Below are 13542 nucleotides of genomic sequence, written 5' to 3'. Positions count from 1 at the left end.
TGTAACGTCGGCCGGGCGCGGATTATATATTAAACAATCTGAAAGATCAGCAGGCTTTTCGAAAAAAACCTGCTATTTGCCACTTTTAAGGTAAATGCTCGCTGGCTAAGTACTCATGAGACTGCATTTCTTGTAAACGACTTAAACAACGCTTAAATTCAAAGCTAAGCAGCCCTCCCTGATATAACTCTTCAAGCGGCACTGCAGCTGAAATAATTAACTTAACATGCCGCTCATAAAATTCATCAACTAGCGCAAGAAAGCGACGTGCTACATCATCGTTTTGCTGCCCCATAGGCAGTACACCAGAGAGCAACACCGTATGATAACATCGACTCAATTCGATATAGTCATATTGGCTGCGCGCCGTTTCACATAATTCACTAAACGCAAACCAGACAATACCATCTGCTTCTGCACGTACCTTTAACTGGCGGTTAGCGACTTCGATCGCTGTTTCGCCTTGTCGTGGCGAAACAGAAAGCGCCATAAAATAATGCTGTAAGTTTTCTTCAGCCTGCTGATCTAGAGGATAATGATAAATCTCAGCCTGCTCTAGGGTGCGTAACCGATAATCGATCCCGCTATCGACATTAATCACTGCGGTATGACGCTTAATAAGGTCAATAGCAGGTAAAAACCGTGCCCGCTGCAGACCATTACGATAAAGTCCGTCAGGTTCAATGTTGGACGTTGCTACCAACGTAATACCTCTAGCAAATAAGGCCTGCATCAGGGTGCCTAAAATCATGGCATCGGTTATGTCTGATACAAAAAACTCATCAAAACAAATAATATCGGTCTCTGACTTGAACTTATCCGCAATTTTTTCTAAAGGATCACTGACGCCTTTCTGTAACTTTAACTCTTCATGGACACGGTGCATAAAGCGATGAAAATGCACGCGCATTTTACGTGTAGTAGGTAAACACTCAAAAAACGTATCCACCAAATAGGTTTTACCTCGGCCCACGCCGCCCCAAAAATACAGGCCCAATAATGGGGCTTGCAAAGGCACCTTGCCTGTTACTTTCTGCCAAAAATTAGGTTTAGTACTAGGTGGACGACGGACAAAATCATCAAATAAACGCTGCAGCTGCTTAACGGCAAACTCTTGGGCGGCATCATGATGAAAATCAGGCCGAGTTAGGTCTTGCTGGTATTTTTTCAATGGTGTCATGGGCTTTAACTTGAAACTCTCAGAATTTACCCTCAAATATAGGTCATAATACTAACATGCCTTACCACCTTGTATAAGAAGTTAGGGTACACTTAGTAAAGAATTTCATCGTTAGGAGTTTGTATGGACTATACATGGTTAGTGGTTGGATTGGGGATTGGGTTAGTCGTTGGGGCAATTATGGCACGTGTAATTAGCCTAAAGCAGTTTGGCCAACACAAACTACAACAAGAGCTTGACGAAAGTCGTAAACAATTAACGCAATATCGGCTTGATGTGTCTGAGCATTTAGAAACTACCAATCAATTAATGAGTCAGTTGCAAGATAACTACGCACGCATTGCTCGTCATGTGCAGCAATCGAAAATGCAACTGGTTGAACAACCGGTAAACGCGCGCGATGAAGTAAACTTTTTTGCCACAGACACTACGCAGCAAATAAAGCAATCTTTACATCAATTAAATGAGCGGCGGCGGCAACATTCACAGGTAGAACAACAGCCCAAAGACTATTCTGGAGAGGCAAGTGGATTAATTAAAGAACGTCCAACTAAGGATGGTTTATAAAGTTTTACACTTTTTAAAAAGTTAATTTAGAACTTTTTTTATTACTTAAGGCTCTTAGTCGGACATTTGTAAAAGGAGACTATTACGCGATGAATAAAAAACTTTCTTTGCTCAGTGCTGCTGTGATGACAGCAATGTTGTTGGCTCCTGCTGCACCCGTGCAGGCGAATTTACCTTTTTTTGGTAAAAACAATCAGGAAATGCCAACCTTGGCCCCCATGCTGGAAAAAGCAACACCAGCGGTTGTCTATGTCTCTGTAGCTGGCAGCCGTGAAGTTCGCCAGCGCGTTCCAGACGCTTTCCAACAATTTTTCGGCCGTGGGCAAGGCGAACTCAGACGGGAACAACCGTTTCGAGGCTTAGGCTCTGGCGTAATCATTGATGCAGAAAAAGGCTACATTGTTACCAATAACCATGTCGTTCAAGATGCCTCAGAAATCCAAATTCGGCTGAAAGATGGTCGCACCTTTAGCGCTAAAAAGCTTGGCGCCGATCCTGAAAGTGATATTGCGTTGCTGCAAATTGAAGCCAAAAATCTTACGCAATTACCGATGGCCGATTCAGACCAATTACGGGTTGGCGATTATGCCATTGCCATTGGTAATCCCTTCGGCTTAGAGCAAACCGTGACATCTGGCATTATCAGCTCACTTGGCCGCACCGGCCTAAACGAGGGATTAGAGGATTATATCCAAACCGATGCCGCGATTAACTCCGGTAATTCAGGTGGTGCCTTAGTCAACCTTCGCGGTGAACTTATCGGTATTAATACCGCAATTCTGGGGCCTAATGGCGGTAACGTCGGTATCGGTTTTGCCATACCCACTAATATGATGCGAAATTTAGTTGATCAAATCATCGAATTTGGTGAAATTCGCCGAGGTAGTTTGGGTGTGAGAGGCAGCAATATTAACGCTGAACTTACCCAAGCATTAGGGTTAAAAGTTAACCGGGGCGCCTTTGTCGGAGAAGTCATACCTGAAAGCGCAGCAGCAAAAGCGGGTATAAAATCTGGTGATGTCATTGTTAGCATGAATGGCAATAATATCGATAGTTTTGACAAGCTGCGGGCTAAAATCGCTACGTTGGGTGCTGGTCGTGAAGCTACTTTGGGCATCATTCGTGATGGCAAAGAACAGAGTGTTAAAGTCATCCTGCAAGAAGCGAGCACAGGCCAAATTTCCGCGACGCAATTACACCCCATGTTGCAAGGTGCCACTTTAAATAATGGCGATAACGGTGTTGAGATTACCGGTCTTGAAGCAAACTCTGCAGCAGCACAGGTAGGCCTGCGCCAAGGTGATATTATTACCGGTGTCAATCGACAGCGCGTGACTAATTTAGCGGAACTACGCCGTTTATTAGAAAACCGTGAAGGCGGCGTGGCTGCATTGTATATTCGTCGAGGCAATGAGCAGCTGTACATTTTGATTCGCTAAGCAATTTATTCTACAGCGGCAGTAAGTGATAACTTCTGCCGCTTTCTAAAAAATGCTATGCTAGGTTAATTATTCTTCTAGCAAGATACTGCACTGTGCGCAAATTGTTGTTATTTTTTATCAAAAGTATCGCTTATGGGCTGGCTTTGGCCTTTCTGTTACTTATGCTGTTCCCGCAGTTTACCGGAACAACCACTCCACTATGGCAATTTAAAGCACAAGAACAACTTCCTGAACCCGTATCTTACCATCGGGCAGTTCGACGTGCCGCACCCGCTGTCGTCAATGTTTATACCCGAAGTCGTATAGTTGACCCGCGTTCACTTCGCCCTCGAACTATAGAACGACAAGAACTTGGCTCGGGCGTAATCATGTCAGCAGACGGCTATATTCTCACCAATTTCCATGTTGTTTATGGCGCTGATCATATTGAAGTGGCATTACAAGATGGCAGGCTGTTAGAAGCCGTTGTTATTGGTCAGGATGAAATTTCTGATTTGGCGGTGCTCTATGTCCGCGCAGATAACCTACCGGTTATCCCACAAGATCCGACGATAGAGCCTCAGGTGGGCGATTTAGTCTTAGCCATTGGCAACCCGCTAAACTTGGGGCAAACCATCACCCAAGGGATAATTAGCGCGAATGGCAATACCGGCTTAAGCTCTAGAGGTTATCCTGACTTTATGCGGATGGATGCGGCAATCAATAAGGGCAACTCTGGCGGCGCCCTGGTCAATAGTAATGGTACCTTGGTTGGCATCAACGCAGCTGCTTTTCAGGTACAAAATCAAGATATTCAAGGTATTTTCTTTGCCGTGCCTTATCAACTTGCCAGAAATATTATGCAAAAACTGATTTTGCATGGCAGAGTGACACGCAGTCATCTGGATGTCGAAGGGCAAGCGGTTGTCAATGCCGCGGGGGATCTGCTGCTCTCTTCTGGACAGCCCATGTATGGCTTGCTACTCACCAAGGTAACTACTGGCGGGCCTGCCGCTGTTGCTGGGTTACAAGTTGGCGATATTATTCTAGAAATCGCCGGCAGAACATTTCAAAACACCCAGCAAGCGCTTAATTTCATTGCTGAAACGGCGCCGAATTCTGAATTAGTGATCACTGTAGATAGAAATGGACAACGTTTAAGCATCCCTACTGTGGTAAGAGAGCTATCTCGTCGTTAAAAAAACCGCCAGCTGGCGGTTTTTTTTAATTGGTAGACTAACCATCAACGCGTTGAATATGCGCACCTAAAGCTTGCAGCTTGTGTTCAATTTTCTCGTAACCACGATCGATATGATAAATACGATCAACCACGGTAGTGCCTGTGGCGACTAACCCCGCAATCACTAAACTGGCAGAAGCGCGTAAATCAGTTGCCATTACCTGAGCCGCATTTAGAGAGGGGCTATGCTGACAGACAGCAGTATTGCCTTCTAAGCGAATTTTAGCGCCCATACGCTGCAATTCAGGGACATGCATAAAACGATTTTCGAAGATGGTTTCGGTAACCACGCCCACCCCTTCAGCAATCACGTTAAGCACAGTAAACTGCGCTTGCATATCTGTTGGAAAGCCAGGATGTGGTACTGTTTTCACATCGACAGAGGTGAGTTTGCGGCCAAGCATGTTCAAACGGATCCAATCATCACCGGTTGTCACTTCGGCACCCGCTTCACGTAATTTCTCAAGCACCACTTCTAAATCTGCCGGAGCAGCTGAACGACAAACAATATCTCCGCCAGTTACAGCTGCAGCTACTAAGAAGGTGCCGGTTTCAATTCGATCAGGTAATACGCGATGCTCACCGCCTTGTAACGCCTGTACGCCATGGATGACTAGCGTGTCAGTACCTGCCCCGCTAATCTTAGCGCCTAAAGTATTCAGATAATTCGCTAAATCGACGATTTCTGGTTCACGAGCCGCATTTTCTATAGTGGTTTTCCCCTCAGCAAGCGTTGCCGCCATCATCAGGTTTTCAGTGCCGGTAACACTGACCATCTCCATCACTAAATGCGCGCCTTTCAGGCGTTTAGCACTGGCTTTGATATAACCATTTTCAACGGTAATCTCTGCCCCCATTTTCCGTAAACCATCAATATGCAGATTTACAGGACGAGCACCTATAGCACAACCACCGGGCAAGGATACTTCCGCTTGACCAAAACGACTCAATAAAGGGCCCAGCGCTAAAATAGACGCACGCATTGTTTTTACTAACTCATAGGGTGCAAACTGATTGTTAATCTGACTTGCATCAACACGAACCGTATTCCCTGAACTTTCAACCTTAGCCCCAAACAGCTGTAACAACTTAAAGGTTGTTTCTATGTCTTTTAGTGAAGGGACATTAGTGATTGTGGTAGGTTGTTCGGCGAGTAAACTGGCAAACAAAATGGGCAGGGCGGCATTTTTGGCACCCGAAATGGTTACTTCACCCTGTAAAGGGCCATTAGCAGTAACTAAAAACTGTTGCATAGTGTATCTCAGAGCGGTGGGTTTAAAAGTTTTTCTCTGCGCCACTGCTGCGGCGTAAAGGCCTTGATACTTAGGGCATGTATAGAACCATCAGCTATAGCGTTTGTCAGTGGGCTATAAACCAGCTGTTGCTGCTTAACACGGCTTAAACCATCAAAGCAATCACCCACTGCGGTAACAGCGTAATGCGAACCTTCAGCTTTAACATAAACCTCTGACAGTTGTAACTGCTCTTTCAGCAGCTGCTCTATCTGTTGTATCTCCATAACTACACCTTAATCTATTATGGGTAAAATTGCAGTTACGGCACTGACCTTTGCCAATGACAATAGTTGTGCCGGAACGGATTTAATTTCTATTTGCAGATTAATTGTTCTGGCTCGCGCTAATTGTTGAATCAGCCAGGCTAACCCGGCTGAGTCTACATTGGTTAGGGCAGTAAAATCAAAGGTTACCTTTCCAGACAAGGTATTTAACAAGCTGAAAGGTGAATACAGCATTAATGTTTCACGATCTAGCTTGCCATTAAAGACCAATGTTTGGTTGTTTTGTGTAATCGTCAACGACACAAGTTACTCCGACGCATTTGCAGTGTCATTATCCGGTATCTTGACCGGATCTTTCGCCCGCTCCAGCAATAATGCTGTGACTGCCGGTAAACCTTGCTGACGAATCATATTGTTGAGTTCTGCTCTTTTACTATCCAATAAAGAGATACCTTCAGCGATCATATCAATAACCAACCAAGTCTCCGCATTGCGAGGACGGCGAAGTTTAAAATCAATAACGATATCAGGCTTTCCCGGATCGATAACTCTAGTGCGAATAGTAATAATACTTTGGGTTGCAGGCGCCTTTGCTGGCTCAATCATCACTTTCTGTTCTTTGTAGTAGGTTAAAACACCTGCATAGGAACCAATCATATATTGCTCAAACGCTTTAACAAACTCATCAAAAGCTTGCTGATTTTCACGAATATCAACCGTTCTTCCTACCACAACAGCTGCTGCATAACGGCTATCGACATAAGGTAGTAATTCTTCGATGACAATGGTGCGTAAATGCTCCAAATCTTGTTGGATTATTGGCTGATCCGTCTTAATTCTATTGAACGTTTTATCCGCTACCGTTTCAATCATTTTAGAAGGATCAGTAAAAGTTTCTGTTGCTGAAGCTGGCATGGCAGCAAGCAGAATCAGAGCAAAGGTCAGCCCAATATTACGTATAAAGTTATTCATTAATTCCCCCGGTTAAATAAAAACTGCCCAATCAACTCTTCCAGCACGATAGCAGAACGCGTGTCTTCAATAGTATCGCCGTTAGCAAGCATCAAAACGGTATCGTCCACAAAGCCAGGCAATAAGCCAACGTATTGCTCACCCAATAAGCCTGATGTCAAAATAGCCACAGAACTGGTTTCAGGAAAATTACTGTATTCTGCATTGATTTCTAAAGACACAATGGGATTGTAACTTACTCTATCCAATTCAATCTTACTGACTCTTCCAACAACTACGCCCCCCACTTTCACAGGCGAGCGCACCTTCAACCCTCCAATGTTGTCAAATTGTGCATGCAGGGTATAGGTTTGCGTAGCCCCCCCCAAACCACTGCCCGCAACTTTTAATGCCAACATCAAAAATGCCGCACAAGCGAGAACAATAAAGGAGCCTACCAAAATTTCAATTTTACGTGCGGTCATTTTTTATCCACCAAACATTAATGCTGTTAAAACAAAATCAAAGCCTAATACGGCCAACGAGGCAGTTACCACAGTTTGGGTGGTCGCTCGACTAATCCCCTCAGAGGTTGGCACAGCGTCAAAACCTTTGTGTAATGCAATCCATATGACAATTAAGGCAAACACGATACTTTTGATTACCCCATTGAAAACGTCTTGGTACAGGTCTACGTTTGCTTGCATTGCAGACCAGTAACTACCAGCATCCACACCTAGCCATTCCACACCAACCAAGTGTCCACCTAAAATACCTACCGCATTGAACACCAAGGCAAGCAAAGGCATAGCTATAACGCCAGCCCAAAAACGCGGCGCAATAATGCGGCGTAATGGATCTACCGCCATCATTTCCATTCCGGAGAGCTGTTCTGTAGCTTTCATTAAGCCAATTTCTGCGGTTAACGCACTGCCTGCTCGACCAGCAAATAATAAAGCAGTGACAACAGGTCCCAACTCGCGTAACAAACTAAGTGATACCAAAGGGCCAAGCATGCCTTCAGCACCAAACTTAACCAGCACAGTATACCCTTGCAATGCGAGTACCATGCCGATAAACAAACCAGAAACTAAAATGATCATTAGCGATAACACACCAATGACATACAGCTGCTTAACTAATAAAGGCCAGCCCTTCCTGAAGTCAGGTTTGCCTACAATTGCGCCAAATAGCATGACGCCAGCACGGCCAAAACCACTTATAGTATCAAGTGTTTGCTGGCCAATTTTTTGTAATCTGTTTGCGATCACTTTACCAGCTCCATTAATTCATCTTCAAAGGCCGCCGCTTTGTAGTGGAATGGCACAGCGCCATCAGCTTCACCTTTTAAAAATTGCTGTACCAACGGTGATGGATCGGCTCTTAACTGGTCAGGTGTGCCTTGACCTATGACTGTTTTGTCAGCAACAACATACACGTAATCGGCAATACTCATCACTTCACTGACATCATGCGATACCACAATAGACGTCAAACCAAGTGCATTATTAAGTTCACGAATTAAACGAACGATAACGCCCATAGAGATAGGATCTTGCCCAGCAAAGGGTTCATCGTACATGATGAGCTCAGGATCTAAAGCAATCGCTCTTGCCAAGGCAGCGCGCCTAGCCATACCACCTGAGAGCTCTGCAGGCATCAAGTCTCTGGCACCCCGTAAACCAACCGACTCTAGCTTCATCAACACGATAATTCGAATCAAAGATTCCGATAAACGAGTGTGTTCGCGCAATGGAAAAGCAACATTATCAAAGACAGACATCTCACTGAATAATGCACCGCTTTGAAACAACATACTCATTTTTTTTCTAGCCTGATAAAGCTCAGCACGTGATAAAGCTGGGATATTCAGACCATCAAAAATAATTTCACCACTATCTGGTTTTAATTGTCCACCAATCAGCCGTAACAAGGTGGTTTTCCCAATACCGCTTGGTCCCATAATTGCGGTGACTTTGCCGCGAACAACCTGCATATTCATATCTCGGTAGATAGCCCTATCCCCTCGAGAAAAATTCAGGTTTTTAATATTAACTAACACATCAGTCAAATTGGCTCTCCACCAAGTTTATTTACCCAAAAGCGCAATCGGTATTATACCTAAAGATAACCACCACACTCATACATACAGACGTGAATGTTTGCAATCTATCCCTAACGACTAAGTTGGATTATTGTAAACGGAAAACAAGGGTAAGTCGTTACAAAATTTCGTAACAAAATATGCGCGAAATCGAAAGGCCGCTGGAGTAATACGCGGAATTGAGGTTTTTTTGCAATTAGACGCGAGAAGCGTGAAAATAGCCTGACAATTCTTCGAATGTTACCGGACACTATGATATCACCTCTGTTTTTAGCCATCATTTTTGTGATCGTTGGCTTGGTTTTACTTATTTGGAGTGCAGATCGGTTCATTTATGGCGCATCCTCTGTTGCCCGTAACAGCGGTTTGTCACCCATGATCATCGGTCTGACCATTGTTGCTATGGGATCTTCGGCGCCAGAAATGTTAGTTTCAGCGACCGCTGCCGCGCAAGGGCGTCTGGATACATCCGTAGGTAATGCAATTGGTTCAAACATTACCAATATACTGCTCGTCATTGGCTTAGTGGCGTTACTCAAGCCCATCATGGTCGCTTCACTGACCATCAAGCGCGAATTTCCGATGCTCATTTTATTTACCCTACTAGGGTATTATGTTTTATCAGATCATAACTTAACGCGAACTGAAGGCATTCTTCTGCTGGTTTGTTTTGTCGGTTTTATTGCCCTACTGGTATTCTGGGGGAAAAATGCAGCACCGGATGATCCACTTATTGCAGAGTTAGAGGCCGAAATTCCTGAGGCCACTTCAAATCTGCTAGCCGCATTCTGGATTATTGCTGGTTTAGTTTTATTACTTGCTAGCTCACAACTCTTAGTCCATGGCGCGGTCACTATTGCTAAATATGCTGGGTTGAGTGAACTGGTTATTGGGTTAACCATTATTGCTATTGGCACTAGCTTACCAGAGCTTGCCGCTAGCGTTATTGGTGTGCTAAAAGGCGAAGATGATCTCGCGCTGGGTAATATTATTGGTTCTAATATTTTTAACATTCTTGCCGTGCTTGGCTTGGGTGCCATTATTGGTCCAGCCACACTTGATATAAATGCCGGAACGCGTGATAGCTATGTCATGATAGCAGCCACGATTGCGATGTTACTCATGTCCATCAAATTTGGCCGTCAGCAACGGATAAATCGCTATGAAGGGGCACTTTTGTTGTGCGGCTTTTTTGGCTATCAATACTTATTGTTTTCCCAGCTTTCATAACGCTTGGCAGGATAGAAACCATGCAATCATTTAAACCACAAGCCTTGGCCGTGCTAAAGATTGAAGCCGAAGCAGTACAGCAACTCGAACAGTTTTTAAATGAAGACTTTGATCAAGCTTGTCACCTTATTTTGCAAAACACTGGCAAGGTGATTGTCAGTGGTATCGGTAAATCAGGCCATATTGCCAACAAAATTGCAGCAACCTTCGCGTCCACAGGCACCCCAGCCTTCTTTGTACACCCTGGCGAAGCGAGTCATGGCGATCTCGGTATGCTTTCAGCTGGTGATATCGTGCTGGCCATTTCCAACTCAGGTGAAACGGCAGAATTACTGACCATAGTGCCCGTGATAAAACGCATGGGCATTCCACTAATTGCCATGACGGGTAAACCGGATTCCACACTGGCTCAACTTGCCGACGTACATATCTGCGTGAGTGTGCCAAAAGAAGCCTGTCCTTTAGGACTAGCGCCTACCGCCAGTACAACAGCAACCTTAGCCATGGGCGACGCACTGGCTGTTGCCGTATTAGATGCGCGCGGTTTTTCTGCTGATGATTTTGCGCTCTCTCATCCTGGTGGCAGTTTAGGTAAAAAACTCCTGCTCAGATTAGAAGATATTATGCACAAAGAATCGCAAGTGCCTATTGTTCATCGTTTAGCCACCATCAAAGATGCACTTTTAGAAATCTCACGCAAAGGCCTTGGCATGACCACAGTAGTTAATGATGAGGGTAAGCTGGCTGGCATCTTTACGGATGGGGATTTGCGACGTATCTTAGATCTAAAATTAGATATCCATACCACAGCCATTGAACACGTCATGACAATAAACTGCATTACAGCCAAAGCCGAGACGCTGGCAGCGGAAGCATTAAATATTATGCAGCAGAAGAAAATAAATGGCCTGATAATTTTGAACGAACAGCAAAAACCCATTGGTGCAATGAATATGCATGACTTACTTCGTGCAGGGGTGCTTTGATATGTCGCTGTATGAACAACTGTACCAGCCCGTGCCGGCGGCTATTTTGGAACGAGCGCGTCAGATCAAATTGCTGATATGTGATGTAGACGGGGTATTTTCTGACGGACGCATTTATCTTGGAAATGATGGTGAAGAACTAAAAGCCTTTCATACCCGAGATGGCTACGGTATTAAAGCGCTGCGACAAGCAGGTATTGAAGTCGCGGTGATCACTGGGCGTAATTCAGTCATTGTTGAACAACGCATGACAGCCTTAACCGTGCCTTATATCTATCAGGGACAAGAAAATAAACTGGCTGCTTTTGCGCAATTACAGCACCAGCTGCAACTTAAACCGGAAAATATTGCCTATATAGGTGATGATTTAGCGGATTGGCAAGTGATGCAACATTGTGGCCTAGCCATTGCTGTTCGCGATGCCCATCCCTACCTACAACGCTTTGCCCATTTAAAAACGACATTGCCTGGTGGCTTTGGTGCAGTTCGAGAAGTATGTGATTTATTGTTAATTACGCAGGAACGCTTTATGCAGTTTGACGGTAGCAGCTCATGAGAAAAAGCATGGTCTTTACAGTGTTTTTGCTGGTGTTACTGGCGGCCTATTTATGGTTTAAACCGCAAACTACCGAGCAAGATCTGGCACTAGATCGTGAGTTCCAGCCAGATTATATTGCAGAGAATGTTACCATGCGCATCTTTGATAAAGATGGCTTTCTTGCAGACCATATCCAAGCAACAAAACTTGAACATTTTGAAGCGCTCGGATTCACTCAGTTTAACTTACCCCGTTATACATTGTTTAATAGCGAACATCAGCCAGCATGGGAAATGAGTAGCCTACACGCGGTTTGGTTTCCCGAAGATAAAATTATTCTGGAACAACAAGTCGTGTTACAAAACCTTATGCCTGATCAGCTGATACAAAGCATTACTACTGTATCGCTGGAACTCCTTTTACCAGAGAAAAAAATCCAAACCCACGAAGCCGTTGCTATCTTAGGACAAGGATTTAATGTTAAAGGTATTGGCCTAGAAGCCCGCCTCTCTGACAAACACTTATTGCTAAACAGGCATTTGGAGACCATTTATCATAATGAACATTAAAACGTTGTGTTGTACTTTGCTACTCAGCATTAATCCTATCCAGGCCGCAACAGCAGATTATACAAAACCTGTTGATGTACGCTCAGACTTTTGGGAAGCCTCTATTCAAGATAATATTTCTATTTATCGAGAAAATGTAGAAGTCAGACAGGGTAGTATGTTAATCAAAGCGTCGCGCTTAGAGGCCAATGCCAGTGCCGGCAGAGGTAATGAGGTATTAATTGCTTCAGGCTCTCCTGCTACCTATAGCCAAGTCTTAGAGGATGGTAAAGAAGTGGCGGCACAAGCCAATGAAATCCGTTATGATTTAGCAAGTCGCACACTTACCTTAACAGGTAATGCAGAATTAAGCCAAAGCGGCAGTTTAGTCCAAGGCGCCATCATTCGATACAATATCGCGACCCAGCAAATCAGTGCCGAAAGTGAGCAAAATCGCCGTGTAACGACGATATTTACTCCTGAAATCAAGGAAAATCCATGAAGTTAGTGGCATCGCATCTGGCAAAGAGTTACAAAGGTCGTCAAGTTGTTAAGGATGTCAGTCTTGAAGTCAATGCTGGCCAGATCGTGGGGTTACTCGGACCTAATGGTGCAGGTAAAACGACGACTTTCTATATGATTGTCGGCTTAGTCCCCTCAGACAAAGGCTCAATCAGTTTGAATGAACAAGATATTACCTTTGATCCCATGCATCAACGCGCCAGAGCCGGCATCGGCTACCTGCCGCAAGAAAGCTCGATTTTTCGTAAACTAACGGTGCACGAAAATCTGCTGGCGATTTTACAAACACGCAAAGATTTAACGACACAACGCAGACTCGAATTGGCCGATGATTTACTCGAAGAGTTTCATATTGGCCATATTAAAAATAGTCTTGGCATGGCATTATCAGGTGGCGAACGGCGCAGGGTTGAAATAGCTCGAGCGTTAGCCGCAGATCCGGCTTTTATTTTGCTCGACGAGCCTTTTGCTGGTGTAGATCCCATTTCCGTATTAGATATCAAAAAAATTATTCAACACCTATGCCAACGGGGTATCGGGGTTTTAATTACTGATCACAATGTGCGCGAAACTTTAGATGTCTGTGAAATTGCTTATATTGTCAGCCATGGTGAACTTATCGCCGCTGGCTCACCGCAAGAAGTACTTGCTAATCAACAGGTACGCGATGTATACCTAGGTGAGCAATTCAGACTATAGTTAATTAGAAACTGCACAAATCGTGTTTGGGAGAGAA

The 13542-nt window shown here is 44.4% G+C and carries 17 protein-coding genes; 9 read left to right on the top strand and 8 right to left on the bottom strand.

Going from position 1 to position 13542, the window contains the following annotated elements; all coding sequences use genetic code 11:
* Positions 1-85: 85 nt before the first annotated feature.
* On the bottom strand, positions 86-1180 hold the full coding sequence (gene zapE, locus ACO1PK_RS09570; protein ID WP_423185412.1) for a cell division protein ZapE: 1095 nt from the start codon (positions 1178-1180) through the stop codon (positions 86-88).
* 123 nt (positions 1181-1303) lie between these two features.
* On the opposite strand from zapE, the gene ACO1PK_RS09565 reads away from it, so the two are divergent.
* From ACO1PK_RS09565 to ACO1PK_RS09555, 3 genes are all read left to right on the top strand, one after another.
* The gene (locus ACO1PK_RS09565; protein ID WP_423185411.1) at positions 1304-1747 is read left to right on the top strand and encodes a YhcB family protein; all 444 of its coding nucleotides are present in this window, start codon (positions 1304-1306) and stop codon (positions 1745-1747) included.
* 89 nt (positions 1748-1836) lie between these two features.
* The gene (locus ACO1PK_RS09560; RefSeq protein WP_423185410.1) at positions 1837-3186 is read left to right on the top strand and encodes a Do family serine endopeptidase; all 1350 of its coding nucleotides are present in this window, start codon (positions 1837-1839) and stop codon (positions 3184-3186) included.
* A 95-nt stretch (positions 3187-3281) separates the two neighbouring features.
* On the top strand, positions 3282-4367 hold the full coding sequence (locus ACO1PK_RS09555) for a trypsin-like peptidase domain-containing protein (protein ID WP_423185409.1): 1086 nt from the start codon (positions 3282-3284) through the stop codon (positions 4365-4367).
* A gap of 37 nt (positions 4368-4404) precedes the next feature.
* On the opposite strand, the gene murA is transcribed toward ACO1PK_RS09555, so the two are convergent.
* The 7 genes from murA to mlaF are packed head-to-tail and all read right to left on the bottom strand — an operon-like array spanning position 4405 to position 8949.
* Positions 4405-5661 carry a UDP-N-acetylglucosamine 1-carboxyvinyltransferase gene (gene murA, locus ACO1PK_RS09550; RefSeq protein ID WP_423185408.1) on the bottom strand — a complete coding sequence of 419 codons (1257 nt, stop codon included), beginning with the start codon at positions 5659-5661 and terminating at the stop codon, positions 4405-4407.
* A gap of 8 nt (positions 5662-5669) precedes the next feature.
* Positions 5670-5927 (bottom strand): BolA family protein, encoded by a 258-nt coding sequence (locus ACO1PK_RS09545; protein ID WP_189434009.1) that lies wholly within the window; start codon positions 5925-5927, stop codon positions 5670-5672.
* Between the two features lie 9 nt (positions 5928-5936).
* Positions 5937-6230 carry an STAS domain-containing protein gene (locus tag ACO1PK_RS09540; RefSeq protein WP_423185407.1) on the bottom strand — a complete coding sequence of 98 codons (294 nt, stop codon included), beginning with the start codon at positions 6228-6230 and terminating at the stop codon, positions 5937-5939.
* A 3-nt stretch (positions 6231-6233) separates the two neighbouring features.
* Positions 6234-6899, bottom strand: a complete 666-nt coding sequence (locus tag ACO1PK_RS09535) for an MlaC/ttg2D family ABC transporter substrate-binding protein (protein WP_423185406.1) — start codon at positions 6897-6899, stop codon at positions 6234-6236.
* Positions 6899-7363, bottom strand: a complete 465-nt coding sequence (mlaD, locus tag ACO1PK_RS09530) for an outer membrane lipid asymmetry maintenance protein MlaD (protein ID WP_423185405.1) — start codon at positions 7361-7363, stop codon at positions 6899-6901. Before mlaD ends, ACO1PK_RS09535 begins: the two co-directional genes overlap by 1 nt.
* 3 nt (positions 7364-7366) lie before the next feature.
* Positions 7367-8149 (bottom strand): lipid asymmetry maintenance ABC transporter permease subunit MlaE, encoded by a 783-nt coding sequence (gene mlaE / locus ACO1PK_RS09525; protein ID WP_423185404.1) that lies wholly within the window; start codon positions 8147-8149, stop codon positions 7367-7369.
* Entirely contained in the window at positions 8146-8949 is an 804-nt protein-coding gene (gene mlaF / locus ACO1PK_RS09520) for a phospholipid ABC transporter ATP-binding protein MlaF (RefSeq protein WP_423185403.1), read from the bottom strand. The genes mlaE and mlaF overlap by 4 nt, the downstream gene beginning before the upstream one ends.
* Before the next feature lie 297 nt (positions 8950-9246).
* Between mlaF and ACO1PK_RS09515 the strand changes: the two genes are divergently transcribed.
* The 6 genes from ACO1PK_RS09515 to lptB are packed head-to-tail and all read left to right on the top strand — an operon-like array spanning position 9247 to position 13505.
* The gene (locus tag ACO1PK_RS09515; RefSeq protein WP_423188195.1) at positions 9247-10212 is read left to right on the top strand and encodes a calcium/sodium antiporter; all 966 of its coding nucleotides are present in this window, start codon (positions 9247-9249) and stop codon (positions 10210-10212) included.
* 20 nt (positions 10213-10232) lie between these two features.
* Positions 10233-11198: a KpsF/GutQ family sugar-phosphate isomerase gene (locus ACO1PK_RS09510; protein ID WP_423185402.1), complete on the top strand. Its 966-nt coding sequence runs from the start codon at positions 10233-10235 to the stop codon at positions 11196-11198.
* 1 nt (position 11199) lies between these two features.
* On the top strand, positions 11200-11754 hold the full coding sequence (gene kdsC, locus ACO1PK_RS09505) for a 3-deoxy-manno-octulosonate-8-phosphatase KdsC (protein ID WP_423188194.1): 555 nt from the start codon (positions 11200-11202) through the stop codon (positions 11752-11754).
* Positions 11751-12305 carry an LPS export ABC transporter periplasmic protein LptC gene (gene lptC / locus ACO1PK_RS09500; protein WP_423185401.1) on the top strand — a complete coding sequence of 185 codons (555 nt, stop codon included), beginning with the start codon at positions 11751-11753 and terminating at the stop codon, positions 12303-12305. The genes kdsC and lptC overlap by 4 nt, the downstream gene beginning before the upstream one ends.
* Positions 12295-12786 (top strand): lipopolysaccharide transport periplasmic protein LptA, encoded by a 492-nt coding sequence (lptA, locus tag ACO1PK_RS09495; protein WP_423185400.1) that lies wholly within the window; start codon positions 12295-12297, stop codon positions 12784-12786. The genes lptC and lptA overlap by 11 nt, the downstream gene beginning before the upstream one ends.
* Entirely contained in the window at positions 12783-13505 is a 723-nt protein-coding gene (gene lptB / locus ACO1PK_RS09490; protein WP_423185399.1) for an LPS export ABC transporter ATP-binding protein, read from the top strand. Before lptA ends, lptB begins: the two co-directional genes overlap by 4 nt.
* Positions 13506-13542: the final 37 nt, after the last annotated feature.

The organism is Alishewanella sp. d11 (genome assembly GCF_049390205.1).
GTDB lineage: Bacteria > Pseudomonadota > Gammaproteobacteria > Enterobacterales > Alteromonadaceae > Alishewanella.
This window is presented reverse-complemented; position numbering and strand designations above follow the sequence as displayed.